Annotated in this window: 22 protein-coding genes; 16 read left to right on the plus strand and 6 right to left on the minus strand. The window is 63.1% G+C overall.

All coding sequences use genetic code 11. The features are described 5' to 3' along the window. Positions 1-154: 154 nt before the first annotated feature. Positions 155-1,612 (minus strand): AhpA/YtjB family protein, encoded by a 1,458-nt coding sequence (locus tag ACK59Z_RS04200; RefSeq protein ID WP_108191655.1) that lies wholly within the window; start codon positions 1,610-1,612, stop codon positions 155-157. A gap of 134 nt (positions 1,613-1,746) precedes the next feature. On the opposite strand from ACK59Z_RS04200, the gene serB reads away from it, so the two are divergent. Further along, positions 1,747-2,961 carry a phosphoserine phosphatase SerB gene (gene serB, locus ACK59Z_RS04205; protein WP_003249498.1) on the plus strand — a complete coding sequence of 405 codons (1,215 nt, stop codon included), beginning with the start codon at positions 1,747-1,749 and terminating at the stop codon, positions 2,959-2,961. Between the two features lie 76 nt (positions 2,962-3,037). On the opposite strand, the gene asd is transcribed toward serB, so the two are convergent. From asd to ACK59Z_RS04220, 3 genes are read right to left on the minus strand one after another with little or no spacing between them, the layout of a single operon-like run. Further along, positions 3,038-3,901 (minus strand): archaetidylserine decarboxylase, encoded by an 864-nt coding sequence (gene asd, locus ACK59Z_RS04210; RefSeq protein WP_003249501.1) that lies wholly within the window; start codon positions 3,899-3,901, stop codon positions 3,038-3,040. Between the two features lie 9 nt (positions 3,902-3,910). Further along, on the minus strand, positions 3,911-4,720 hold the full coding sequence (locus ACK59Z_RS04215) for a rhodanese-like domain-containing protein (protein WP_185279771.1): 810 nt from the start codon (positions 4,718-4,720) through the stop codon (positions 3,911-3,913). A gap of 44 nt (positions 4,721-4,764) precedes the next feature. Continuing rightward, positions 4,765-6,300 (minus strand): HDOD domain-containing protein, encoded by a 1,536-nt coding sequence (locus tag ACK59Z_RS04220; RefSeq protein ID WP_003249505.1) that lies wholly within the window; start codon positions 6,298-6,300, stop codon positions 4,765-4,767. 130 nt (positions 6,301-6,430) lie between these two features. Here ACK59Z_RS04220 and motA point away from each other — a divergent pair, with 130 nt between their 5' ends. After that, positions 6,431-7,282, plus strand: a complete 852-nt coding sequence (gene motA / locus ACK59Z_RS04225; protein ID WP_003249507.1) for a flagellar motor stator protein MotA — start codon at positions 6,431-6,433, stop codon at positions 7,280-7,282. 3 nt (positions 7,283-7,285) lie between these two features. Next, a complete protein-coding gene (motB, locus tag ACK59Z_RS04230) occupies positions 7,286-8,326 on the plus strand; it encodes a flagellar motor protein MotB (protein WP_003249509.1) in 1,041 nt (346 codons plus the stop codon). Positions 8,327-8,633: 307 nt separating this feature from the next. Here the strand turns inward: motB and rsgA are convergent, their stop codons facing one another. After that, positions 8,634-9,665, minus strand: a complete 1,032-nt coding sequence (rsgA, locus tag ACK59Z_RS04235; RefSeq protein ID WP_003249512.1) for a small ribosomal subunit biogenesis GTPase RsgA — start codon at positions 9,663-9,665, stop codon at positions 8,634-8,636. Between the two features lie 151 nt (positions 9,666-9,816). Here rsgA and orn point away from each other — a divergent pair, with 151 nt between their 5' ends. Together orn and ACK59Z_RS04245 are read left to right on the plus strand one after the other, a co-directional pair. Beyond that, the gene (gene orn, locus ACK59Z_RS04240; RefSeq protein WP_003249514.1) at positions 9,817-10,359 is read left to right on the plus strand and encodes an oligoribonuclease; all 543 of its coding nucleotides are present in this window, start codon (positions 9,817-9,819) and stop codon (positions 10,357-10,359) included. A gap of 91 nt (positions 10,360-10,450) precedes the next feature. Then, on the plus strand, positions 10,451-11,062 hold the full coding sequence (locus tag ACK59Z_RS04245) for a trimeric intracellular cation channel family protein (RefSeq protein ID WP_003249516.1): 612 nt from the start codon (positions 10,451-10,453) through the stop codon (positions 11,060-11,062). 140 nt (positions 11,063-11,202) lie between these two features. On the opposite strand, the gene queG is transcribed toward ACK59Z_RS04245, so the two are convergent. Beyond that, the gene (gene queG, locus ACK59Z_RS04250; protein ID WP_004577534.1) at positions 11,203-12,267 is read right to left on the minus strand and encodes a tRNA epoxyqueuosine(34) reductase QueG; all 1,065 of its coding nucleotides are present in this window, start codon (positions 12,265-12,267) and stop codon (positions 11,203-11,205) included. A gap of 65 nt (positions 12,268-12,332) precedes the next feature. On the opposite strand from queG, the gene ACK59Z_RS04255 reads away from it, so the two are divergent. The 11 genes from ACK59Z_RS04255 to ACK59Z_RS04305 all read left to right on the plus strand — a co-directional run bounded on the left by ACK59Z_RS04255 (position 12,333) and on the right by ACK59Z_RS04305 (position 24,621). Next, positions 12,333-13,193, plus strand: coding sequence for an NAD(P)H-hydrate dehydratase (locus tag ACK59Z_RS04255; protein WP_003249520.1), 861 nt, complete (start codon positions 12,333-12,335; stop codon positions 13,191-13,193). After that, positions 13,181-13,654 (plus strand): tRNA (adenosine(37)-N6)-threonylcarbamoyltransferase complex ATPase subunit type 1 TsaE, encoded by a 474-nt coding sequence (gene tsaE / locus ACK59Z_RS04260; protein WP_003249523.1) that lies wholly within the window; start codon positions 13,181-13,183, stop codon positions 13,652-13,654. The genes ACK59Z_RS04255 and tsaE overlap by 13 nt, the downstream gene beginning before the upstream one ends. Before the next feature lie 11 nt (positions 13,655-13,665). After that, positions 13,666-15,096 carry an N-acetylmuramoyl-L-alanine amidase gene (locus ACK59Z_RS04265; RefSeq protein WP_003249525.1) on the plus strand — a complete coding sequence of 477 codons (1,431 nt, stop codon included), beginning with the start codon at positions 13,666-13,668 and terminating at the stop codon, positions 15,094-15,096. Further along, entirely contained in the window at positions 15,096-16,994 is a 1,899-nt protein-coding gene (gene mutL / locus ACK59Z_RS04270; protein WP_409292471.1) for a DNA mismatch repair endonuclease MutL, read from the plus strand. Before ACK59Z_RS04265 ends, mutL begins: the two co-directional genes overlap by 1 nt. Position 16,995: 1 nt before the next feature. Beyond that, the gene (gene miaA, locus ACK59Z_RS04275; RefSeq protein WP_004577530.1) at positions 16,996-17,967 is read left to right on the plus strand and encodes a tRNA (adenosine(37)-N6)-dimethylallyltransferase MiaA; all 972 of its coding nucleotides are present in this window, start codon (positions 16,996-16,998) and stop codon (positions 17,965-17,967) included. Positions 17,968-18,061: 94 nt separating this feature from the next. Next, positions 18,062-18,322 (plus strand): RNA chaperone Hfq, encoded by a 261-nt coding sequence (gene hfq, locus ACK59Z_RS04280; RefSeq protein WP_003249532.1) that lies wholly within the window; start codon positions 18,062-18,064, stop codon positions 18,320-18,322. Positions 18,323-18,334: 12 nt separating this feature from the next. Next, a complete protein-coding gene (hflX, locus tag ACK59Z_RS04285) occupies positions 18,335-19,636 on the plus strand; it encodes a ribosome rescue GTPase HflX (protein WP_003249534.1) in 1,302 nt (433 codons plus the stop codon). A gap of 96 nt (positions 19,637-19,732) precedes the next feature. Then, positions 19,733-20,914 carry an FtsH protease activity modulator HflK gene (gene hflK, locus ACK59Z_RS04290; protein WP_003249536.1) on the plus strand — a complete coding sequence of 394 codons (1,182 nt, stop codon included), beginning with the start codon at positions 19,733-19,735 and terminating at the stop codon, positions 20,912-20,914. Continuing rightward, on the plus strand, positions 20,914-21,783 hold the full coding sequence (gene hflC / locus ACK59Z_RS04295) for a protease modulator HflC (RefSeq protein WP_003249538.1): 870 nt from the start codon (positions 20,914-20,916) through the stop codon (positions 21,781-21,783). The genes hflK and hflC overlap by 1 nt, the downstream gene beginning before the upstream one ends. A 301-nt stretch (positions 21,784-22,084) precedes the next feature. Next, positions 22,085-23,272, plus strand: coding sequence for an ATP phosphoribosyltransferase regulatory subunit (locus ACK59Z_RS04300; protein ID WP_003249540.1), 1,188 nt, complete (start codon positions 22,085-22,087; stop codon positions 23,270-23,272). A 56-nt stretch (positions 23,273-23,328) separates the two neighbouring features. After that, positions 23,329-24,621, plus strand: coding sequence for an adenylosuccinate synthase (locus ACK59Z_RS04305; RefSeq protein ID WP_003249542.1), 1,293 nt, complete (start codon positions 23,329-23,331; stop codon positions 24,619-24,621). Positions 24,622-24,799 lie beyond the last annotated feature (178 nt).

Consider the following 24,799-nt stretch of genomic DNA (forward strand, 5'->3'; position numbering starts at 1 on the left):
TTTCATCCGCCGTTCACCGTTGCCGCCGCCACCGTATTCGCGGGTAAACCCGCTCCTACCGGGGGGCGCTATTGGCTGGATCTTGCGCCAGGCACGTGATCGCAAGGAAACCAGCCTGGCTCAAGACATGCGCTGTAGATGCAGCGTATGCCTGTCAGGCGCGGTGCTCATGCATGCGTGCCAGTTGCCGTTCCAGCATTGACGGGTAGGGCTCCATCAGTCGCTCCACACAGCAGGCGCCTTCGGGGCTGGCGATCGGGCGAATACGCGCACGCTGGCGAATGAGGGCGTCATCGTTGATCTGCCGCTCTACCAGCAACAGGTTACGGCTGTGCTGCGACAGTGCCAGGGCATCCTGGACCTTCTCGGCCATCAACAGGTCAACCAGTTCCAGCCCATGCAGGTCGTTGCCCAAGACCAGGCCTAGCTGCAGTTGCAGGGTAATGCCGCTGTCGGCTACCTCGATCTGCAGGGCGTGGCCCAGGGCGCGCAACAGTTCGCCACAGCAAATGGCGTTGGTCAGGTAGTCCTCGCCACACTCGCGGCTGTGGAACAGCACCAAGGTGCTGCCGTCGTTCAGCGTGTGGGTTTCACCGTCGTAGAGCGAGGCTGCGTGCTCCAGGCAATCGCGGTAGCGCTCGGTCAGCTCGGCCAGGCGTGTGCGTGGCAGGCGACGCAGTTGCTCCTGCGAGCCCAGCTGCACGGCAAGTACGGCGCTGTACTGCGGCTCGTCGGACTCGACCTCTGCGGCGGCCTTGGGTGCAGTGTCGTCGTCCAGCAGGCCGGCGAAGGCCTCGTCGTCATCCTCGTCTTCCAGGGCAGCCTTGGCGCGCGGTACGGCCTTGGTTGCCGGGGCAGCGGCGGGCAGGTCGTCGAACTGCTCGTCGTCTTCTTCCTCAGGCTCCGGCTCCGGGGGCGGAGGCGGGGCCAGGCGTGCATGCAGCTGGCGGGCGATGTCGCCAATTTCGTCCTGGCGGTCGGTGGCCGGGGTATAGGGCTGCGGGTCGCGCAGCCATACCCGCAGTTGCAGCAGTGGCAGGGTGATGAAGCGGCCCTGACGCAAGCTGAGGGCCAAGGCCAGGGCCAGCAGGATAGCGGCCAGAATGCCCATGCTCTGCAGGCTGATCAGCATCGGTTGCTGGAACTGGCTCATGTCCAGGCTGATGCGCAGCTGCCCGGCCGTCACGTCCTGGAACGTGATTTTGGTCTGGTACAGGCCTTCGGCCTCGCCCAGCAGGCTGTTGCGCGGGCGCTGGCCCGCTTCGGCGAGGATGCGGTTATCCACGCTGTAGATTGCGGCATGGGCCACCAGCGGGTTTTTAACCAGGTTGCCCAATAGCACGTTGAGGCTGAGGATGTCATTGGACACCAGCAGCTCGGTGGCCGATGTGGCCGTCTGGGTGGTCAGGCTCTGGCCCAAGGCATCGGCCTGCTCATGCATGGCCTGCTTGAACTGCAGGCCCATCACGCAGGCGTAGATCACCAGCGCCAGCGCCACCAGGAAAATGTTGGTGCAGGCGATGCGCAGTGCCAGCGGCACGCGACGTTGACTCAGGGCGCGATAGATCATCAGGAAGAAATTGTCTGGTTTGACTGGCGTGGGCCGGTTCACAGAGCTCGGCTCTTAATGGCATGAAAGTGGGGGGAGTATAGCGAGCCGGGTTTTGTCGGCAAAGTATCGTTGGCGCCCGATGGTCATGGAAAATCGGTAGAATGCGCATTTTTCATCGAAGTCGGAGCCAGGTTGTGCGCGAAATCGTCCTGATCAACATCACCGGTGAGGACCGTCCCGGTCTCACTGCGGCTATCACCGGCGTCCTGCTACAGGGCGGTGTGAGTATCCTCGACATCGGCCTGGCGGTCATGCACGGCACCTTGTCGTTTGGCATCCTGGTCGACATCCCGGACAACGAAGTGGCTACCGCGCTGTTGCAAAGCGTGCAGGCTAAAGCCCACGAACTGAACCTGCAGGCCCGTTACACGCCGATTTCCGAGGCGGACTACCAGCATTGGGCTGATGGGCATGGCGAAGCGCGCCACATCGTTACCCTGCTCAGCCGTAAGATTACTCCCGAGCAACTGCAGCGGGTGAGTGCGGTGATCAGCCAGTACGGCCTGACCATCGAGCGTATCGAGCGCCTGTCGGCCCGGGTGGCACTGGATGCCGAAACCGACAAGGGTAAGGCAGCCGTCGAGATCTCCGTGCGCGGTGTGCCGAGCGATGCCCAGGCCCTGCGTGCCGACTTCTTTGCCCTGGCTGAAGAGCTGAGCGTCGACATCGCCTTCCAGAAGGACGATCTGTTCCGCCGTAACCGCCGCCTGGCGGTGTTCGACATGGACTCCACGCTGATCGAGGCCGAAGTCATCGACGAACTGGCCAAGGCGGCGGGTGTGGGTGAGCAGGTGGCGGCGATCACCGAGCGCGCCATGCGCGGTGAACTGGACTTCCGCGCCAGCTTCAAAGAGCGCATGGCGCTGCTCAAGGGCCTGGATGTGGGGGTACTGGACGAGATCGGGGCATCGCTGCGCCTGACCGAGGGTGCCGAGAACCTGTTTGCCGAGCTCAAGCGCCTGGGATACAAGACCGCGATTCTGTCCGGTGGCTTTACCTATTTCGCTCGTCAGGTGCAGGCGCGCCTGGGTATCGACTATGTGTTCGCCAACGAACTTGAAGTGGTCGATGGCAAGGTGACGGGCGTGGCTGTTGAGCCGATTGTCGATGCCCAGCGCAAGGCCGATTTGTTGAAGAAGCTGGCCAGTGACGAAGGCTTGCAACTGGAGCAGACCATCGCCGTGGGCGATGGTGCCAATGACCTGCCGATGCTGTCGCTGGCCGGTTTGGGCGTGGCGTTTCGTGCCAAGCCGCTGGTGCGCCAGTCGGCCAAGCAGGCGATTTCCACCTTGGGGCTGGACGGGGTGCTGTATCTGCTGGGCCTGCGTGATCGCGACGCCCGCGGCTGATCCGCGAATCCGGGGCCGCATGGCGGCCCAACGAAAAAGGCCCTGCATATGCAGGGCCTTTTTCATATGGCTCGAATCAAGCCTGCACAGGCGCCGCCAGCTGCTGCCCCATGCGCACTGCAGAACCCGCACCCAGGCTCTCAGCCCACTTCACCTGCTCCGGCCCGAACAGCACGATGGCGGTCGAACCCAGCTTGAAGCGGCCTAGTTCGGCACCTTTCTCCAGGTGGATCGGCGTGCGGCTGGCTTCGTCGTAGCGGAAGGTCTTCAGCTCACGTTTGGGCGGCGTGACCAGCCCGGCCCATACCGTTTCGATCGAGGCGACGATCATCGCGCCGACCAGTACCACAGCCATTGGCCCACGCTCTGTATCGAACAGGCAGACCACGCGCTCGTTGCGAGCGAACAGCTCGGGGACATTCTCTGCGGTGGTCTGGTTGACCGAGAACAGGCGGCCCGGCACATAGACCATTTCGCGCAGGGTGCCGGCCAGCGGCATGTGCACGCGGTGGTAGTCCTTGGGCGACAGGTAGATGGTGGCAAACTCGCCGCCCATGAACGGCGCGGCCATGGCCGGATCACCGCCCAGCAGCTCTTGCGCGCTGAAACCGTGGCCTTTGGCCTGGAAGATACGACCGTGCTCGATCGGGCCAAGCTGGCTGACCGCACCGTCGGCCGGGCACAGGATGGCGCCCGGGGTTTCGTCCAGCGGACGGGCACCAGGTTTCAAGGCGCGGGTGAAGAACGCATTGAAGTGCTCGTAAGCGCTCAGGTCTTCGACCAGCGCCTCGCTCATGTTCACCTGGTAGCGCTTGGCGAACCATGCGGTGAAGGCATTCTTGAACCAGCGCACGCGGCACTCGGCGATGCAGCCGGCCAGCCGCGACAGCAGGTGGTGCGGCAGCAGGTACTGGCTGATGATGAACAGACGGGATTTCATGCAGGTTCCTTAGACTTCTACAGGCGTGTCCGGGTGGTTGCCCCATTCGCCCCACGAGCCGGCGTAGGCCTTGACGCGTGGGTAACCGAGGGCCTTGGCCACCAGGTAAGTGAAACCGGAGCGGCGGTGGGTCTGGCAGTGGGTGATCACCTCCTTGTCAGGGGTGATGCCCAGTTGCTTGAGGACTTCAGCGATGTCCTGGCGGATGCGCAGGTGGTCGTTGAAGTCCATGCCGGCGGTCCACTCGAAGTTGATCGCGCCGGGGATGTGGCCGCCTTTGGCTGCCAGCACTTTTTCGCCGCTGAATTCCTGCGGGCCGCGCGCGTCCCAGATGACCAGGTCATCGGCGCCCAGGCGGCTTTGCAGGTACTCGCGGGTGGCAGTGGGTGCGCTGTCTATGTGCAGGTGCACCGGGGCGCTGCCAATGGCAGGCACTGCGGTGGACAGCTTGTCTGCCGGCCAGGCCTGGATACCGCCATTGAGGTAGTGGTAGCGCTTGTGGCCGATGACATCGAGCAGCCAGATGAAGCGCCCGGCCCAGCCGCCGCCTTCATCGTCGTACACCACATACACGGCATCGGCGCGGTGGCCGAGTTCGCTGAACAGTTTTTCGAGCTCGCCCAGGGCTGGCAGCAGGCCGGGCGCCGGGGGCTGGCCGAGCTGGGTGCGCTTGCCTTCGACAAAGCGCGCGCCGGGGATATGCCCGCTGACATAGCGGTTGGCGCTGCTCAGGTCGACCAGGATCAGCTGCGGCGAATCCAGGCGTGGCAGCAGGTCTGCAGCTTCGATCACCAGGGGCAGGCCGGAAAAGTCGGTCATCCACGGTCTCCAGTGTGGAAAGAAGGGCGATTGTAGCGCAAGGCTCAACCCTTGCGGTTGGTAAACACCGACAAGGCCCGCTCGATGCATTGCGCGGTCTTGCCGAAGGCTTGCACGCTGATATCGGCCAAAGGCCGGCAGCCCTGGTCGGCCACCAACAGCATCAGCACCTGGTCGTTCGCAGCCAGCGAGCGAAGCAGTACATGTTCGCTGCGGAACAAGGTGCGTAGCGGGGCGGGCAACAGCGCCGAGAACTGGCTGTGGTTTTCCGGTGTGATGCGCAACTGCCCGGCCTGGCTCAGCAGCTTTTGCAGCAGCTTGTTCTGCGATACCTGCAGGGCCAGAGCCCCGGCCTCCTTGGGCAGGCCGGCAATTTGCTGCACGCGCAGGTAGTCACTGGCCTTGTCCAGGCTAAGCAGCATGATGCGTTGCATGCCGCAGGCCAGCAGGGCCTCACGAGCCTGCGTGGCCAGGTGCACGGTGTTGGTGAACGGGCTGGGTTGGGCCAGCAGGTGCTGGCACAGCGTGCGCCAGCGTGCCAGGTCGTCGCTGCTGGGCGGTGGCGGGGCCAGCATGTCCGGGTGAGGGCGGCGTTGGTGCCACGGCCAGATCAAGGCCTCGGCCGGGTGGAACAGGGCATGCCGAGCGTGGCGGCGGGCGCTGGCGGCAGCCTGCTGGTGCACCTGCTGCTGCACATCTTCCAGCGAGGTTTGCAGGTACAGCGCGGTCAGCAGTTGCCAGCGCAGCAGGTGCGGGTTGTCCCAGCCGACCTGTGCCGCCAGGGCCAGGTTGTTGGCCAGCAGTACGGTATTGGCCGGCTGGTTGAACCAGCGCCGCAGGCCGGGCTCGGCGTCCAGGCGGTGTTGCTGGCTGAGCAGGTCTTCGTCGCGGGCGATATTCAGCACCTGGGCCAGTTGCTCGCGCTCTTCCAGCAGCAGTCGATAACCCTGGGTGACCCACTGGGGCAAGCGCCAATACTCGGCCATGGTCTGGCACAGCGCCATGATGCGCACGCCAAACAGTTCTTCCTCGACGTGGGCGGCGTCTTCACCTTTGTGGATAACCCGCAGCTCCCAGGTGTCGAGCAGCTTGGGGTAGGCCAGTGCCAGTGGCCAGAGTGGCGACAGGAACAGCAGGCTGCCCCAGTGAATCTCTTGCCACAGCCGTGCCAGGCGGCTGGCGAACAGGCCGCTGGCCTGCTGTGCCGCATGCTGGCTGATCATCTGGAACTGGCACAATACCGGCGGAATTTCCTCCACGGGCAGTGCCGGCAGGCGTTTGAGAAGCTGCTCGCTGCGCTCCAGGCCCAGGCGGTTGAGGGCGACTTCCAGGCTTTCGGCGGGTTCGGCGAGGCTGGCATTGGTGGGGTGATTGGCTTCGCGCATCACTGACAGCACCAGTGCCGGGCTATCCTGCATCAGTTCGGCGATATCGCGCAGCGAGCGACGGCTATCGTGGATGGCAGCCATGACCCGGTCGTAGCTGTGCTTCGGCACGGGGATGCGAACACTCTCGAGCAGCTTTACCCAGGCCTCTAGCGTACGCGGGGCCTGAGTGGGCACCTTGGTTTCAATTGGCATTTTGACATCAGTCCGAACTGGCTTTTCGCATTGAGTGGCTATAGTCTGGCGCAGTTCTGCCGATAAGTAGAAGAAGAGTTTTAAAGCTCCCGTCTCTTCCCCTGACCACGACAGCAAGTGCTTTGAACCTATGGCTAAAATTATCGGCATCATCGTCGTATTCGCGAGCGTGCTCGGCGGCTACGTGCTCTCCCACGGCAAGATCGCAGCGCTGATCCAGCCGTTCGAAGTACTGATCATCGGCGGTGCGGCCTTTGGTGCATTCCTGCAGGCCAACCCTGGCCACATGACCATGCACGTCATCAAGAAGTCGATGAAGATGTTCGGCTCGCGCTTCAGCCATGCCTTCTACCTGGAGGTGCTGGGCCTCGTTTACGAAATCCTCAACAAGAGCCGTCGCGAAGGCATGATGGCCATCGAGGCCGACATCGAGGACGCCGCTGCCAGCCCGATCTTCGCCAAGTACCCGACGGTACTGGCCGATGAGCGCATGACCGCCTTCGTCTGCGATTACCTGCGCATCATGTCCACCGGCAACATGGCCCCGCACGAACTCGAGGGCCTGTTCGACATGGAACTGCTGAGCATGAAGGAAGAGCTGGAGCACCCGTCCCACGCGGTGACCGGCATCGCCGACGGTATGCCCGGGTTCGGTATCGTTGCGGCGGTACTGGGTATCGTGGTGACCATGGCCTCGCTGGGCGATGGCGATCAGGCGGCTATCGGCATGCACGTAGGTGCGGCGCTGGTGGGTACCTTCTTCGGTATTCTGGCGGCTTACGGGTTCTTCGGCCCTTTGGCCAAGTGCCTGGAGCACGATGCCAAGGAAGAACTGAACCTCTACGAATCGATCAAGGCTTCGCTGGTGGCCTCGGCGTCGGGCATGCCACCTTCGCTGGCGGTCGAGTTCGGGCGCAAGGTGCTGTACCCCAAGCACCGCCCAAGCTTCGCCGAACTGGAACAAGCGGTTCGCGGTCGCTGAGTCATGGAGAACAATCAGCCCATCATCGTCAAGCGCGTCAAGCGCTTTGGCGGCGGCCACCATGGTGGCGCCTGGAAAATCGCCTTTGCCGACTTCGCCACGGCGATGATGGCGTTCTTCCTGGTGCTGTGGCTGTTGTCCACGGCCACGCCTGAGCAGAAGATCGCCATTGCCGGCTACTTCCAGGACCCTATTGGTTTCTCCGAGAGTGGCACGCCTTATGTCATCGACCTGGGGGGTTCCCCGGAGATGGCGCCGGACAAAACCATCAATCCGGAAGTGAAGACCGAGCCGACGCAGCAGTCCCCCACTCAGCTGAACAAGGACCAGGTCGAGACCATGGCCGAGCAGGTCGAGCGCGAGCGTCTGGAGCTGTTGCTGCAGGAACTGCAGAACAAGGTGGAAGAGAACCCGCAACTGCAGAAGTTCAAGGACCAGATCCTGTTCGAGATCACCCAGGACGGCCTGCGCATCCAGATCATGGATGCTGAGAACCGACCGATGTTCGACATCGGTAGCGCGCGCCTGCAGCCTTACTTCGAAGATATCCTGCTGGCCATGGCCGACACCATCAAGGCGGTGCCGAACAAGATCAGCATCAGCGGCCATACCGATGCCAAGCCGTATGCTGGCACTGGCGAGTACGGTAACTGGGAGCTGTCGGCCAACCGCGCCAACGCCGCGCGGCGTGCCCTGGTGGCGGGTGGTTACCCCGACGGCCAGGTGGCACGGGTCGTGGGGTACGCCTCGTCGTCACTGTTCGACCGCAAGGACCCGTTCAACCCGGTCAACCGCCGTATCGACATCATCGTGCTGACCAAGAAAGCCCAGCGCAATATCGAAGGTGAGCAGGGTGCGCCGGAAACACCGCCAGCTGCGCCAACGGCACCTGCAGCGCCAGCCAGTGGTGCTGCGCCAGGGGCTTCGGCACCGGCTGACCCAGGGGCAACTGAACAGGCACCGATGCAACCGCGCGAGCTGCGCCAGAAGCTGAACATCTTTGAAGATGGCACGCTGAAGATGGATGAAGCCAAGGATCAGTAAGCGGCTTTTTGGGGTGGGCAACTGTGCTACCCACCACCTGAACGTTGGCGCGATCACTGTAGGAGCGGGTTTACCCGCGAAGCCGCCAGTGCGGTGAATGGCACCGGCGTTGCCGGTGTTCGCGGCTAAAGCCGCTCCTACATACGCATCGGTGATTGGGCGCAGGCCGTCGTAGGAGCGGGTTCACCCGCGAAAGGGCCGGACCTGCTGGCCAATTTCCACCCGCCGTTCACCGTTGCAGTCGCCACCGTATTCGCGGGTAAACCCGCTCCTACAAGGGGGCGCGGCAACTTTCATTTCGAGCGTTTCAGTAGCTGTCTTCTGCCAGGCTGGCGATGATCGAGCGGTAGCTGTTCATGCGCTGCGGCTTGATGCGCCCCTCTTCCAGCGCCTTGAGCAGGGCGCAGCCCGGTTCGCGGTCATGCTTGCAGTCGCGGAAGCGGCAGGTGCCGAACAGGTCGCGGAACTCGATGAAGCCATCCTCCACGTCGTCGCGGCTGACATGGCCAAGGCCGAACTCGCGGATACCCGGCGAGTCGATCAGGTCCCCGCCGTTGGGGAAGTGGTAAAGCCGCGCCGTGGTGGTGGTGTGGGTACCCTGGCCTGACCATTCCGACAAGTCGCCGACGCGGGTGCCAGCGTCTGGCAGCAGGCTGTTGACCAGCGACGACTTGCCCACCCCCGACTGGCCGACGAACACGCTGATATGGCCGTCGAGTTGTTGCTGCAGGCGCTGCATGCCATCGCCGTGGTGTGCCGAAACTTCCAGCAGCGGGTAGCCCAGTTCGCGGTAGACCTCCAGCAGCGCATGCAGGCCGGGGCCGTTCTCGTCGTTGATCAGGTCGGCTTTGTTCAGCAGCAGCAGCGGGCGCAGGCCGGCGTGCTCGGCCGCTACCAGATAGCGGTCGATCAGGTTCGGGTGCGGCTCCGGCGCCGGGGCGAACACGATCACGATCAGGTCGACGTTGGCTGCCACCGGCTTGAGTTGACCATGGTTGTTCGGCCGGCACAGCTCGGTGCTGCGCGGCATCTGCGCCACGATTACGCCGATGCCCTGGTTACCCGCACGCCACACGACACGGTCGCCGGTGACCAGTGCTGGCAGGTTTGCGCGCAAATGGCAGCGGAACACCTGGCCTGCGGTTTCGCCATCCTGAGCTTCAACTTCTACCTGCACGCCGAAGTGCGCGATCACCAGGCCCAGTTGCTCCGGCCCCAGGTCGCCACCTTCCAGTTCCTGCAGTGCATGCTGCTCGCGTTTGGCCGCGCGAGCGGCGCGCTCGCCCTGGATTTTTTCGATCCGCCAGTTTTGGCGGCGATTGAGCTGGCGTTTGGCCATGAGGGTACCGTAAGAGAGGCCCGGCGTGGGCATTGAAAACGGCAGGCAGTTTAGCACGCCAGCCGCTGGACTATTCTGCTCACCTTTGTGCCGTGAATGGGCGTGCCTTGGCCACTAGGCTAATATGACCGCCTATATGAGGAGCCCCTGCATGCAAAACCCACAGAACCTGATCTGGATCGACCTGGAAATGACCGGCCTGGATCCGGACAGCGACGTCATCATCGAAATGGCCACCATCGTCACCGACAGCGAGCTCAATACCTTGGCCGAAGGCCCGGTGATCGCCATCCACCACAGTGACGAAGTGCTGGCGCGCATGGACGAGTGGAACACCCGCACCCATGGCGCTTCGGGGCTGACCCAGCGCGTGCGCGAGAGCAAGGTCAGCATGGCCGAAGCCGAGGCACAGACCATCGCCTTCCTCGAGCAGTGGGTGCCTAAAGGCAAGTCGCCGATCTGCGGCAACAGCATCTGCCAGGATCGTCGTTTCCTTTACCGCCACATGCGCAACCTGGAAAACTACTTCCACTACCGCAACCTGGATGTCTCCACCCTCAAGGAGCTGGCCGCGCGCTGGGCGCCGGACGTGCGTGACAGCTTCAAGAAGGGCAATACCCACCTGGCGCTGGACGATATCCGCGAATCGATCGCCGAACTGCGTCACTATCGCGAGCACTTCATCAAGCTGTGAGTCGAAACGGCGCAGATATTGTATCTGCGCCCCCTTTTGGTGCCTTGGGCAACTGGTTAGACTGCGCGCCTTTCCTGCACGGACCCGCACCATGTTGTTGATGCTCTACCTTATCGCCATTACCGCCGAAGCCATGACTGGCGCGCTATCTGCCGGGCGTCGCGGCATGGACTGGTTTGGCGTGGTGCTGATCGCCTGCGTCACTGCGCTTGGGGGTGGCTCGGTGCGTGATGTGCTGCTCGGGCACTACCCGCTGACCTGGGTGAAGCACCCTGAGTACCTGGTGCTGACCAGTTTTGCGGCGCTGCTGACCATTTTCATCGCGCCAATGATGCGCCGCCTTCGCTCGCTGTTCCTGGTGCTCGATGCCCTGGGGTTGGTGGCGTTTACCCTGATAGGTTGCATGACGGCGCTGGAGATGGGGCAGGGCATGCTGGTGGCGTCGATCAGCGGGGTGATCACCGGGGTGTTCGGCGGGATCCTGCGGGATATCTTCTGCAACGACATCCCGCTGGTGTTCCGCCGTGAGCTGTATGCCAGCGTGTCATTTGCGGCGGCCTGGTTCTATCTGGGATGCGTGTATTTCAAGGTGCCGGCGGAGCAGGCGATGTTGCTGACTCTGTTTGGCGGCTTCCTGGTGCGCCTGTTGGCGATACGCTTCCACTGGGAAATGCCCAAGTTCCACTACAACGACCAGCAGTGACGCAATTTACAAGCGCAACATGGCCCATGTGGGAGCGGGCGTGCCCGCGAACAGCGGCGAAGCCGGTGCCATTCCCTGTGTTGCCTGCTTCGCGGGCGCGCCCGCTCCCACAAGGAGGGCGCATGCTCTGAGGCTGGTCGCTATTGAGCTCCGTGTCGGGCCAGCGCCCACTCCACATGCTCGCGCACCAATTCCGATTCATCGTCACGCCTGGCCTTCAGCGCCTCGATCACTGGAATCGTGGAGGGCGCATTGCCCAACCCCACCGCCAGGTTGCGCAAGAACCGCTCGTACCCCGCACGCCGCAAAGGCCCGCCCTCGGTCTTGCGCAGGAAGGTGCGTTCATCCCACAGGAACATCGCCGCCAGGTCGGTATTTTCCAGCCCATGCCGTGGCTGGAAATCCTGCTCCTGACTGTGCTTGGCAAAGCGGTTCCAGGGGCAGACGATCTGGCAGTCGTCGCAACCGAACACTCGGTTGCCCATCTTTGCGCGTAACTCGACAGGGATCGCGCCCCTCAGCTCGATGGTCAGGTATGAGATGCAGCGTCGCGCATCCAGCACATAGGGCCCGACAAACGCTTGTGTCGGGCAGATGTCCAGGCAGGCCTGGCAACGCCCGCAGTGCTCGCTGGTGGTGGCTTCGTCCACCGGCAACGGCAGGTCGACGAACAGTTCGGCAAGGAAGAAGTAGCTACCCGCCTTGCGGTTGAGCAATAGCGTGTTCTTGCCGATCCAGCCCAGCCCAGCCTGTTCGGCCAGGGCTTTTTCAAGTACCGGGGCGCTGTCCACAAAGGCGCGGTAGCCGAACGGGCCGATGGCTTCCTGGATGCGGTCGGCGAGGAACTGCACGCGCTTGCGCACCAGCTTGTGGTAGTCCCGGCCAAGCGCGTAGCGTGACACGTAGGCCTTCTCGGGCTGGGCAAGGCGCTGCGCCATCTGCGTGTCGCCGGGCAGGTAGTCCATACGTAGCGAGACCACGCGTACCGTGCCGGGGATCAGCTGGTCGGGATGTGACCTTTTGCTGCCGTGGGCGCCCAGGTATTCCATTTCACCCTGATAACCGGCGTCGAGCCAACGCTGCAGGTGGTGTTCGTGTTCGCCAAGGTCGACCCCGGCGATGCCAACATGGGCAAAACCGAGTTCCTGGCCCCAAATCTTGATCGATTGGGCCAGTTGGGCGAGGTCAGGTATAGAGGCGGACATGGATGGGCAAGGCAATACGGGCTCAGGTGCGTATAATTCTGCCAGACATTGGAGCCTTTGACCCCATGCCGCAGACCAAACACCCCAGTAATGCCCCACAATTGCTCAGCAGCGTGACGGTTGCCCGCCTGCCGGCACGGCAGGCGCATGCCCACAAAGGCGACTTTGGCCATGTACTGGTGGTCGGTGGCGACCTGGGTACCGGAGGCGCTGTGTTGCTCAGTGCCGAAGCCGCCCTGCGTTGCGGTGCCGGGCTGGTCAGCGTGGCAACCCGGCCCGAGCACGTGTCGGCCAGCCTGGCGCGCCTGCCCGAGGTCATGTGCCTGGGTGTCCGTTCGGCCAACCAACTGATGGGTGTGCTGGAGCGCGCCTCGGTCCTGGTGGTCGGGCCCGGCCTGGGGCAGGCGGCGTGGGGCTGCAGCCTGTTGTCGGCGGTGGCCAACGCCGAGCGGCCGCAAGTGTGGGATGCCGATGCCTTGAATTTGCTGGCGCGAACCCCGCTGGCCCTGCCCAGTGGCAGCATCCTTACTCCGCACCCGGGGGAGGCGGCGCGGCTGCTGGGCATTGCCACTGAGGCCGTGCAGGCCGACCGCCCTGGCGCTGCTCGCAAGCTGGCGCGGCGTTATAACAGCGTCTGTGTACTCAAAGGTGCTGGCACACTGGTGGCAGCCCCGAGCGGGCAGCTGGCGTTGTGCGAGCGCGGGCACCCGGCGATGGCCGGCGCCGGCCTGGGCGATGTGCTGACTGGCGTGCTGGCAGCCCTGTTGGCCCAAGGCCTGGATGCCTGGGGCGCAGCCTGCCTGGGGGTGTGGCTGCACGCCTGTGCCGGCGAGCGCCTTGGGAAAAAAGGTAGAGGCCTGGCGGCCAGTGATCTGGCGCCGGTCATTCGTGAGTTGTTGGAGGAGCATTCTGCGTGTCTGGCTTAAATCTGTTTCTGGCCGATGAAGAGGCCACGGTCAAATTCGGTGCAGCACTGGCCGAGGTGACCGGCGGTCGCGGCGTGATTTTCCTTGAGGGCGACCTGGGCGCGGGTAAAACAACCCTGTCGCGTGGCCTGATCCGCGGTCTGGGCCATACTGGGGCTGTGAAAAGCCCGACGTTCACCGTGGTCGAACCCTATGAAATCGGCGAGGTCCGAGCCTTTCACTTCGACCTGTATCGCCTGGTCGACCCGGAGGAGCTTGAGTTCATGGGCATTCGTGACTATTTCGAGGGCGACCCGCTGTGCCTGTTCGAATGGCCACAAAAGGGTGCGGGCGTTTTGCCAAAGCCTGACCTGACCATTACCATAAGCCCCCAAGCGAGTGGACGCTCGCTGAACCTTTCGCCGCAGGGGGCTCGCGGCGAGGCCTGGTGCGTGGCACTGGCCGAACACTATAAACAGTAAGTGGGGTAGGTATGCGCATACGCGCACTGGTCGCCATCGTTGGGCTGCTGCTGACAACGGTGACCGTTGAGGCTCTGGCCGTCACTCAAGTCAAGAGCATGCGCCTGTGGCGCGCACCGGACAACACGCGGCTGGTCTTCGACCTGTCTGGCCCCGTGCAGCATAGTGTCTTCACCCTGAGCGCACCCGATCGCCTGGTCATCGACATCAATGGCGCAACATTGGCCGCGCCACTGAATGTGGCCACCTCCAACACGCCGATAAGCAGTGTGCGTTCGGCTCAGCGTACGCCAACCGACCTTCGGGTTGTGGTCGACCTGAAGAAGTCGGTTACCCCGAAAAGCTTCACCCTGGCGCCCAACGCACAGTACGGCAACCGCTTGGTGGTCGACCTGTATGACCAGGAGGCTGACGCTATCGCGGCCAGCACGCCGCCACCTGCGCCGGCCCCGGTACAAACGCCTGCGACAACGCCCGCGGTGCCAGTAACGCCGACCCAGCCGGCGATCAAGCTGCCACCGGTACCCAGTGGCAAGCGTGACATCGTGGTTGCCATCGATGCCGGGCACGGCGGTGAAGACCCTGGCGCTTCCGGCTCGCGTGGCCAGCACGAAAAAGACATCGTGTTGCAGATCGCCAAGGAGCTGCAGCGTCAGATCAACAGCGAAAAAGGTTTCCGTGCAGAGCTGACCCGCACCGGTGATTACTTCATCCCGCTGCGCAAGCGTACGGAAATCGCCCGCAAGAAAGGCGCCGACCTGTTCATTTCGATTCACGCCGACGCGGCCCCGTCGCGCGCAGCCTTTGGCGCCTCGGTGTTCGCCCTGTCCGATCGTGGCGCCACCTCCGAGACGGCGCGCTGGCTGGCCGACACGGAAAACCGTTCTGACCTGATCGGTGGTGCGGGTAATGTCAGCCTCGACGACAAGGACCGCATGCTCGCGGGCGTGCTGCTTGATCTGTCGATGACCGCTACGCTCAGCTCCAGCCTCAACGTGGGGCAAAAGGTATTGGGCAACATGGGGCGTGTCACTTCGTTGCACAAGCAGCGTGTGGAACAGGCCGGGTTCATGGTGCTGAAGTCGCCGGATATTCCGTCGATCCTCGTTGAAACCGGGTTCATCTCGAACAACAACGAAGCAGCCAAACTGGCCTCCTCCAGCCACCAGCAGGCGCTGGCCCGGTCGATCCGCACTGGGGTGCACCAGTACTTCCAGCAGAACCCACCACCTGGCACCTACATTGCCTGGCTGCGTGACACCGGCAAGATCGCCGCCGGCCCGCGTGAACACACCGTGCGCCCTGGCGAAACCCTGGCAATGCTCGCCGTGCGTTACCAGGTCAGCGTGGCCAGCCTGCGCAGCATCAACAGCCTGAAGACCGATGAGCTGAAGGTTGGCCAGCGCCTCGATGTACCCGCCACAACCTTGGCCGCGCAATGATGAGTGGCGGTTCGCGAATTCAGCTGCTCAGCCCGCGGCTGGCCAACCAGATTGCCGCCGGCGAGGTTGTCGAGCGGCCGGCGTCTGTAGCCAAGGAACTGCTGGAAAACAGCCTGGACTCCGGTGCCCGGCGCATCGATATCGAAGTCGAGCAGGGCGGCGTCAAACTGCTGAAGGTGCGGGACGATGGCAGCGGTATTTCTGCCGACGACCTGCCGCTGGCCCTGGCCCGACACGCCACCAGCAAGATCCGCGAGCTGGAAGACCTTGAAGGGGTATTGAGCCTGGGCTTCCGTGGCGAGGCCTTGGCCTCGATCAGTTCGGTGGCGCGCCTGACCCTGACCTCGCGTACCGCCAGTGCCAGTGAGGCCTGGCAAGTCGAAACCGAAGGCCGTGACATGACGCCGCGCGTGCAGCCGGCGGCGCACCCGGTCGGTACCTCGGTGGAAGTGCGCGATTTGTTCTTCAATACCCCGGCCAGGCGCAAGTTCCTCAAAGCCGAGAAAACCGAATTCGATCACTTGCAGGAAGTGATCCGGCGGCTGGCGCTGGCCCGTTTCGATGTCGGCTTCCACCTGCGCCACAATGGCAAGAGCATCCTCAGCCTGCACGAGGCCCACGACGAAACCGCCCGTGCACGGCGGGTGGGTGCCATCTGCGGCCCGGGCTTCATGGAGCAGGCACTGCCGATCGACGTCGAGCGCAACGGCCTGCGCCTTTGGGGCTGGGTCGGCTTGCCGACGTTCTCGCGCAGCCAGGCAGACCTGCAGTACTTCTTCGTCAATGGCCGGGCAGTGCGCGACAAACTGGTCGCCCATGCCGTGCGTCAGGCCTACCGGGACGTGCTGTTCAACGGCCGCCACCCCACGTTCGTGCTGTTCCTGGAGCTGGAGCCCAACGGCGTCGATGTGAACGTGCACCCTACCAAGCATGAAGTACGGTTCCGTGAAGGGCGCTCGGTGCATGACTTCCTGTATGGCACCTTGCACCGTGCCTTGGCCGATGTACGTCCGGAAGACCAGCTGGCCGCACCTGCTGCCGTACCTGAGCTGGTTCGTCCCACGGGCCCGCAGGCCGGTGAGTTCGGGCCCCAGGGTGAAATGCGCCTGGCCTCGCCGGTGCTTGAACAGCCTCGAGCCCCGCAACAGTCGTTTTCCAATGGTGGCAGTGGCGCCGGTTACCAGTATCAATACACCCCACGTCCCTCACAGCCGCTGCCGGCCGCAGAGGCACAGGCGGTGTACCGCGAGTTCTATAAGCCGCTGGACACCGGTGCTGCGCCTGCGACGGCACTGCCCGAAAGCCAAGGCGACATTCCCCCGCTAGGCTATGCCCTGGCGCAGCTCAAGGGTATCTACATCCTGGCCGAGAACGCTGTTGGCCTGGTGCTGGTGGACATGCACGCTGCCCACGAGCGGATAATGTACGAGCGCCTCAAGGTGGCCATGGCCAGCGAGGGCCTGAGTGGCCAGCCGCTGCTGGTGCCGGAGACCCTGGCCCTTAGCCAGCGTGAAGCCGACTGTGCCGAAGAGCATGCACAGTGGTTTCAGCGGCTGGGCTTCGAATTGCAGCGCCTGGGCCCTGAGACCCTGGCGATTCGCCAGATCCCGGCCTTGCTCAAGCAGGCTGAAGCCAACCGCCTGGTGCAGGACGTGCTTGCCGACCTTATGGAGTACGGCACCAGTGATCGCATTCAGGCGCATCTCAACGAACTGCTCGGTACCATGGCCTGCCACGGTGCCGTGCGCGCCAACCGGCGCCTGGCAATTCCCGAGATGAACGCCCTGCTGCGCGACATGGAAAACACCGAGCGCAGCGGCCAGTGCAACCATGGCCGTCCTACCTGGACTCAGATGGGCCTGGACGATCTGGACAAACTTTTCCTGCGCGGTCGATGAAATGAGCGGCAAGCCCCCTGCAATATTCCTGATGGGTCCGACGGCGGCCGGCAAGACCGACCTTGCCATCGAACTGACCACGGTGCTGCCGTGTGAACTGATCAGCGTCGATTCGGCACTTGTGTACCGTGGCATGGATATCGGTTCGGCCAAGCCGTCGAAAGAAGTCCTCGCTGCCCACCCGCACCGGCTGATCGACATTCGCGACCCGGCGCAGAGCTATTCCGCCGCGCAGTTCCGTACCGACGCGCTGGAGGCCATGGCCGAGATCACCGCGCGCGGCAAGATCCCGCTGCTGGTCGGCGGCACCATGCTCTATTACAAGGCGTTGATCGATGGCCTGGCCGATATGCCGGCCGCCGATGCGGCGGTGCGCGCCGAACTGGAAGCGCAGGCTGAAGCCCTGGGCCTGGCCGAGCTGCACCGGCAGTTGGCCGAAGTCGACCCGGAGTCCGCGGCACGTATCCACCCCAATGACCCGCAGCGGTTGATCCGGGCCTTGGAGGTGTACCGGGTGAGCGGCGAGAGCATGACAGCTCATCGTCGGCGTCAATTCGCGGAAAGTCGCGGCGCAGACGCAGGCGCCGGCGGACATTTGCCCTATACTGTCGCCAGTTTGGCGATTGCTCCTACAGATCGTCACATTTTGCATCAGCGAATTGCGTTACGATTTTCGCAGATGCTGGAACAGGGCTTCGTTGACGAGGTCCGATCGCTGCGAGCCAGAAGTGACTTGCACGCCGGGCTGCCGTCTATACGGGCAGTGGGTTATCGGCAAGTGTGGGATTACCTGGATGGCAAGCTGACTGAGAATGAGATGCGTGAACGCGGTATCATTGCTACCCGGCAGCTGGCCAAGCGGCAGTTCACCTGGTTGCGTGGCTGGCCTGACGTGCACTGGCTTGACAGCCTGGCCTGCGACAATCTGTCCCGCACCTTGAAATACCTTGGGGCCATCTCCATATTGAGCTGAGTCCCTGCTGATTGCCGTCTATTCTTGCGAAGGGGCGGCCTAATTTATCGTTTTTATTGATTTTCTATTATTTATCCTTACAGGAGTGCGGCATATGTCAAAAGGGCATTCGCTACAAGACCCTTACTTGAATACCTTGAGAAAAGAAAAGGTCCCGGTATCCATTTACCTGGTCAACGGTATCAAACTGCAGGGCTCGATCGAATCGTTCGACCAGTTCGTGGTATTGCTGAAGAACACCGTCAGCCAGATGGTCTACAAGCACGCCATCTCGACCGTAGTTCCGGCCCGTCCGGTCCGCCTGCCAAGCCCGACCGACAGCGAGCACGGCGACAGCGAGCCAGGCAACGCCTGATAGGAGCCTGCATTGTTCTTTGAGCGCCACGGTGGTGGTGAGCGGGCGTTGCTCGTTCACTTGGAAGGTCAGAACCCTGAGGCGCGCGAAGACCCGCAGGAGTTTCAGGAGTTGGCATTGTCGGCCGGTGCCGACATCGTCTCGCTGGTCACGGTGACAAGGCATCAGCCTTCCGCCAAATACCTGATTGGCAGTGGCAAGGTCGAAGAGTTGCACGACCTGGTCCATGCCGAACAGGTAGACCTGGTGATTTTCAATCACACCCTCACGCCCAGTCAGGAGCGCAACCTTGAACGTGTGTTCGAGTGTCGTGTGCTCGACCGTACCGGGCTGATCCTCGATATCTTCGCCCAACGGGCGCGTACCCATGAAGGCAAGCTGCAGGTCGAACTGGCCCAGCTGGAGCACATGAGCACGCGGCTGGTGCGCGGCTGGACTCACCTTGAGCGACAAAAAGGTGGTATCGGCCTGCGCGGCCCGGGTGAAACCCAGCTGGAAACCGACCGCCGCCTGTTGCGGGTGCGTATACGCCAGATCAAGTCACGCCTGGAGAAAGTGCGCAGCCAGCGTGAGCAGGCGCGTCGCGGGCGCAAGCGCGCGGATATCCCCTCGGTGTCGCTGGTGGGTTATACCAACGCCGGCAAGTCCACGCTGTTCAACGCCCTGACCGAATCCGAGGTGTATGCCGCGGACCAGTTGTTCGCCACCCTCGACCCGACCCTGCGCCGGCTCGAGCTCAACGACCTGGGGCCGATCGTGCTGGCCGACACCGTAGGCTTCATTCGCCATCTGCCGCACAAGCTGGTCGAGGCATTTCGGGCTACGCTCGAAGAGTCGAGCAACTCCGACCTGTTGCTGCATGTGATCGACGCCCATGAGCCAGAGCGCATGGAGCAGATCGAGCAGGTGCTGGCGGTGTTGGGCGAGATTGGTGCCGAGGGGTTGCCGATCCTGGAGGTGTACAACAAACTCGACTTGCTCGAAGATGTCGAGCCACAGATCCAGCGCAATGCCGATGGCAAGCCGGAACGGGTCTGGGTATCGGCACGCGATGGGCGTGGCCTGGAGCTGGTTGGCCAGGCGGTTGCCGAGTTGCTGGGGGATGATCTGTTTGTCGGTACCCTGTGCCTGGAGCAGCGTTTTGCCCGCTTGCGCGCGCAATTCTTTGCCTTGGGTGCCGTGCAGAGTGAAGAGCATGATGAAGAAGGGCGCAGCCTGCTGAGCGTGCGACTGCCCATGGTCGAACTGAATCGCCTGGTCAGCCGCGAAGGCATGGAGCCGCAAGTGTTTGTCCAGCAACACACTTTGCAATAAATGCTCGTCGAGGTCGCCGGGCAGCAGTGACAGGCATTCTGTAGCATTGGACGGCGCGCCGTGGGCGCGTCTTTGCTTTATCAGATGGAGAGCGCTATGGCTTGGAACGAGCCGGGTGGCAACTCGAACAATCAGGATCCCTGGGGCGGCCGCCGCGGTGGCGGTGGCGGCGGTGGTGACAAGAAAGGTCCACCGGATCTGGACGAGGCCTTCCGCAAACTGCAGGACAGCCTGAATGGCATGTTCGGCGGCAGCAAGAAACGTGGCGGCGGTGATCGCAATGTCGGCAAGGGCGGTGGCCTGGGCCTGCTGGGCATCGGCCTGGCGGTGCTGGCTGCAATCTGGCTGTACAGCGCCGTGTATGTGGTCGACGAGCAGGAGCAGGCGGTTGTGCTGCGCTTCGGCAAGTACTATGAGACGGTCGGTCCCGGCCTGAACATCTACTTCCCGCCGATTGATCGCAAGTACATGGAAAACGTCACGCGTGAGCGTGCCTACACCAAGCAGGGCCAGATGCTGACCGAAGACGAGAACATCGTCGAGGTGCCGCTGACCGTCCAGTACAAGATCAGCAACCTGCAGGACTTCGTGCTCAACGTCGACCAGCCTGAGGTGAGCTTGCAGCACGCGACCGACAGCGCCCTGCGCCACGTGGTGGGTTCCACTTCGATGGACCAGGTGTTGACCGAGGGTCGTGAGCAGATGGCCGTGGATATCCGCGAACGCCTACAGCGCTTCCTCGACAACTACCGCACCGGTATCACCGTTACCCAGGTCAACGTACAGAGCGCGGCAGCCCCGCGTGAAGTGCAGGAAGCCTTCGACGACGTGATCCGCGCCCGCGAAGACGAGCAGCGTGCCCGCAACCAGGCCGAGTCCTATGCCAATGGCGTGGTGCCGGAAGCCCGTGGTCAGGCCCAGCGCATCATCGAGGATGCCAATGGTTACCGCGACGAAGTCATTGCCCGCGCCAAGGGTGAGGCAGACCGCTTCACCAAGCTGCTTGCCGAGTACCGCAAGGCACCTGACGTAACCCGTGAGCGTCTGTATCTGGAGACCATGCAAGAGGTCTACAGCAACTCGAGCAAGGTCATGGTGGCAACCAAGGACGGGCAGAGCAACCTGCTCTACCTGCCGCTGGACAAGATGGTCGAAGGCAGCCGCAAGCCGTCCGTGCCAACCACCAGCGCGTCGCCATCGGCTAACGATGCGGCCGCTCGTGCCGCGCAGGACATGCAACAGCAACAGCAGCCGCTGCGTACTAGGGAGAGCCGCTGATGAGCAATAGATCGCTGATCGCCCTGATCGCCGCCGTGGTCCTGGCCATTGTGGCCTGGAACAGCTTCTACATCGTGTCCCAGACCGAGCGGGCGGTACTGCTGCGTTTCGGTAAGGTGGTCCAGGCGGATGTTCAGCCAGGCCTGCACGTGAAGATTCCGTACGTGAACCAGGTGCGCAGGTTCGACGCTAGGCTGATGACACTCGACGCGCCTACCCAGCGGTTCCTGACCCTGGAAAAGAAAGCGGTGATGGTCGACGCCTACGCCAAGTGGCGCGTCAAGGACGCTGAACGCTTCTACACCGCCACGTCCGGCATGAAGCAGATCGCCGACGAGCGTCTGTCGCGTCGTCTGGAAAGTGGCCTGCGCGACCAGTTCGGTAAACGTACCCTGCACGAAGTGGTTTCCGGTGAACGTGATGCACTGATGGCTGACATCACTGCATCGCTGAACCGCATGGCGAGCAAGGAACTGGGCATCGAGGTGGTCGACGTGCGCGTCAAGGCCATCGACCTGCCGAAGGAAGTCAACCGCAGCGTGTTCGACCGCATGAGCACCGAGCGTGAGCGTGAAGCCCGCGAGCACCGTGCCAAGGGTAACGAGCTGGCTGAGGGTATCCGTGCCGATGCCGACCGTCAGCGCCGTGTGCTGCTGGCCGAGGCTTATCGCGAAGCAGAAGAAACCCGTGGTGATGGCGATGCCCAAGCGGCCGCTATCTATGCCAAGGCTTACAGCCAGGACGCTGATTTCTATGCGTTCCACCGTAGCCTGCAGGCATACCGCGAGAGCTTCTCGAGCAAGAGCGACGTGATGGTCCTGGACCCGAAGAACGAATTCTTCCGTTACCTGGACAAGAGCAGACCGTGATGCTCAGGCCCTGATTTTCATGCAGCGGCACCCCGCCTGGCAGCTAATGCACCAGGCGGGGTGCATCCTGAATGAAAAGGGGTGTATGATGAGGCAGCCGGGAAATTTCCCGGCTTTTTTGCGTCTGCAAGGTTGATTGGCACAGCGCCGGTTGACAGTTTGGTCAGCTCGCAAGGCAATTTGAGGGTGTCGGGTACGGTGGCTGCGCTGGGATCAGTGCTGCCCGCTGCTGTGCGCGATACCGGCTTTTCTGACGGTTTGCCTGCTGGCAAGCCGCCCGGACCAGAGGGGAAATGGCGTAATGGCAACGGTAGACCGCTGGCTGCTGCCAGATGGCATCGAGGAAGTACTGCCACCTGAGGCTGCGCGCATCGAAATCGCGCGCCGCCAGGTGTTGGACCTGTTCCAGAGTTGGGGCTACGAACTGGTCGTCACCCCGCATATCGAGTACCTGGAGTCGCTGCTTACCGGCGCCGGCCAGGACCTGGATCAGCGCACCTTCAAGGTAGTGGACCCGCAGTCCGGCCGCCTGATGGGCTTCCGCGCCGACTTCACCCCGCAGGTAGCGCGTATCGATGCGCACACACTGCGCCGTGAGGGCCCGAGCCGCCTGTGCTATGCCGGCAGCGTGCTGCACGCCCAGCCGCGTGCCCTGTCCACCTCGCGCAGCCCGATCCAGCTGGGTGCCGAGCTGTACGGCGATGCCAGCCCTACCAGCGACGTTGAAGTCATCAGCCTGATGCTCGCCACGCTGCAACTGGCCGATGTGCCGGATGTGCACATGGACCTGGGCCACGTCGGTATTTACCGCGGCCTGGCCCGTGCCGCCGGCCTGTCTGGCGCGGTCGAACAGCAGCTGTTCGACGCCATGCAACGCAAGGCTGTCGATGAAGTGCAGGCGCTGACCGCCGACCTGCCGAAAGACCTGGGCAACATGCTGCGCGCCCTGGTCGAGCTGTGCGGTGGTCGTGAAGTACTGGCTGAAGCCCGCGTGCGCCTCGGTCGCGCCCCGGCCAGCGTGCTGGCGGCGCTGGACGACCTGCTGGCGATCGCTGATCGCCTGGCGTCGCGCTACCCGGACCTGCCGCTGTACTTCGACCTCGGCGAGCTGCGTGGTTACCACTATCACACGGGCGTGGTGTTCGCCGTGTTCGTGCCAGGCGAAGGCCAATCGATCGCCCAGGGCGGGCGCTACGACGATATCGGCGCCGACTTTGGCCGGGCGCGCCCGGCCACGGGTTTCTCCACGGATTTGAAGACCCTGGTCACACTGGGGCGAGCGGAGGTCGTATTGCCAACTGGCGGCATCTGGATGCCGGACAGTGGCGATGCGGCCCTCTGGCAGCAAGTCTGCCAGTTGCGCAACGAGGGCCAGCGTGTGGTTCAGGCTCTGCCTGGCCAGCCGTTGAGTGCTGCTCTCGAGGCGGATTGTGATCGGCAATTGATTCAGCAAGACGGGCGCTGGCAGGTTCTGCCGCTGGCCCAGTGAGTTTCTGCGTCGGCAACAGGCCGGCAACCAAGTTTGCGTGAATGAGGACCAATGTAATGGGTAAGAATGTCGTCGTCCTGGGCACCCAGTGGGGTGATGAGGGCAAAGGCAAGATCGTCGATCTGCTGACCGAACATGCTGCCGCCGTAGTGCGCTACCAGGGTGGCCACAATGCGGGTCACACCCTGGTGATCAACGGTGAAAAGACCGTTCTGCACCTGATTCCATCCGGCATCCTGCGTGAAGGCGTACAGTGCCTGATCGGTAACGGCGTGGTCGTTGCCCCGGATGCACTGATGCGTGAAATCACCAAGCTGGAAGAGAAAGGCGTACCGGTGCGCGAGCGCCTGCGCATTTCCCCGGCTGCGCCGCTGATCCTGTCGTACCATGTGGCCCTGGATCAGGCCCGCGAAAAAGCCCGTGGCGAAGCCAAGATCGGCACCACCGGCCGTGGTATCGGCCCAGCTTACGAAGACAAGGTGGCACGTCGCGGCCTGCGCGTGGGTGATCTGTTCCACCGCGAGCGTTTCGCCGCCAAGCTGGGTGAGCTGCTGGATTACCACAACTTCCAGCTGGTGAACTACTACAAAGAGCCAGCCATCGACTTCCAGCAGACGCTGGACGAGTGCATGGCTTACGCCGAACAGCTCAAGCCGATGATGCTCGACGTCACCGCCGAGCTGCACAACCTGCGTCGCGCCGGCAAGGACATCATGTTCGAGGGTGCCCAGGGCTCGCTGCTGGACATCGACCACGGTACCTACCCGTACGTCACCAGCTCCAACACCACGGCTGGCGGTATTTCCACCGGTTCCGGCGTTGGCCCGATGTACCTCGACTACATCCTCGGCATCACCAAGGCCTACACCACTCGCGTAGGTTCCGGTCCGTTCCCGACCGAACTGTTCGACGAGACTGGTGCTACGCTGGCCAAGCGTGGCCACGAGTTCGGCTCCACCACCGGCCGTGCCCGTCGTTGCGGCTGGTTCGATGCCGTGATCCTGCGTCGCGCCATCGACGTCAACAGCATCTCGGGCATCTGCCTGACCAAGCTGGACGTACTGGACGGCCTGGAAACCATCAACATCTGCGTTGGCTACAAGAACGAGAACGGTGCCGTCATCGACGCGCCTTCCGATGCCGACAGCTACATTGGCCTGGAGCCTGTGTACGAAGAGATGCCAGGCTGGAGCGAGTCGACTCTGGGTGTGAAAACCCTGGAAGAGCTGCCGCAAGCTGCGCGTGACTACATCAAGCGCATCGAAGAGCTGGTTGGCGCGCCGATCGACATCATTTCGACCGGCCCGGACCGCAACGAGACCATCGTGCTGCGTCATCCGTTCGCCTGATCTGCCCTCCAGGCTGATCTGACGCCGCGGCCCTGAGAAGGGCCGCGGCGTTTTCATTTGTGGGCATGTCTGTGCTGGCCAATATCCACCGGCAATCCACCGTTGCCGCCGCTACCGTATTCGCGGGTAAACCCGCTCCTACACTGGTTGGGTGTGGGCACACAACGGCGGTTGGGCG

The organism is Pseudomonas sp. KCJK9058, assembly GCF_046230975.1.
Lineage (GTDB): Bacteria > Pseudomonadota > Gammaproteobacteria > Pseudomonadales > Pseudomonadaceae > Aquipseudomonas > Aquipseudomonas alloputida.

Bases quoted from the DNA above. Each gene is read 5' to 3' on its own strand.
- asd (WP_003249501.1), bottom strand. From the start codon at position 3,901: ATGAAATCCCGTCTGTTCATCATCAGCCAGTACCTGCTGCCGCACCAC.
- ACK59Z_RS04245 (WP_003249516.1), top strand. From the start codon at position 10,451: ATGTTGTTGATGCTCTACCTTATCGCCATTACCGCCGAAGCCATGACT.
- ACK59Z_RS04255 (WP_003249520.1), top strand. From the start codon at position 12,333: ATGCCGCAGACCAAACACCCCAGTAATGCCCCACAATTGCTCAGCAGC.
- motB (WP_003249509.1), top strand. From the start codon at position 7,286: ATGGAGAACAATCAGCCCATCATCGTCAAGCGCGTCAAGCGCTTTGGC.
- hflC (WP_003249538.1), top strand. From the start codon at position 20,914: ATGAGCAATAGATCGCTGATCGCCCTGATCGCCGCCGTGGTCCTGGCC.
- ACK59Z_RS04300 (WP_003249540.1), top strand. From the start codon at position 22,085: ATGGCAACGGTAGACCGCTGGCTGCTGCCAGATGGCATCGAGGAAGTA.
- ACK59Z_RS04220 (WP_003249505.1), bottom strand. From the start codon at position 6,300: ATGCCAATTGAAACCAAGGTGCCCACTCAGGCCCCGCGTACGCTAGAG.
- ACK59Z_RS04215 (WP_185279771.1), bottom strand. From the start codon at position 4,720: ATGACCGACTTTTCCGGCCTGCCCCTGGTGATCGAAGCTGCAGACCTG.
- motA (WP_003249507.1), top strand. From the start codon at position 6,431: ATGGCTAAAATTATCGGCATCATCGTCGTATTCGCGAGCGTGCTCGGC.
- ACK59Z_RS04265 (WP_003249525.1), top strand. From the start codon at position 13,666: ATGCGCATACGCGCACTGGTCGCCATCGTTGGGCTGCTGCTGACAACG.
- miaA (WP_004577530.1), top strand. From the start codon at position 16,996: ATGAGCGGCAAGCCCCCTGCAATATTCCTGATGGGTCCGACGGCGGCC.
- orn (WP_003249514.1), top strand. From the start codon at position 9,817: ATGCAAAACCCACAGAACCTGATCTGGATCGACCTGGAAATGACCGGC.
- hfq (WP_003249532.1), top strand. From the start codon at position 18,062: ATGTCAAAAGGGCATTCGCTACAAGACCCTTACTTGAATACCTTGAGA.
- ACK59Z_RS04305 (WP_003249542.1), top strand. From the start codon at position 23,329: ATGGGTAAGAATGTCGTCGTCCTGGGCACCCAGTGGGGTGATGAGGGC.
- mutL (WP_409292471.1), top strand. From the start codon at position 15,096: ATGAGTGGCGGTTCGCGAATTCAGCTGCTCAGCCCGCGGCTGGCCAAC.
- rsgA (WP_003249512.1), bottom strand. From the start codon at position 9,665: ATGGCCAAACGCCAGCTCAATCGCCGCCAAAACTGGCGGATCGAAAAA.
- queG (WP_004577534.1), bottom strand. From the start codon at position 12,267: ATGTCCGCCTCTATACCTGACCTCGCCCAACTGGCCCAATCGATCAAG.
- hflK (WP_003249536.1), top strand. From the start codon at position 19,733: ATGGCTTGGAACGAGCCGGGTGGCAACTCGAACAATCAGGATCCCTGG.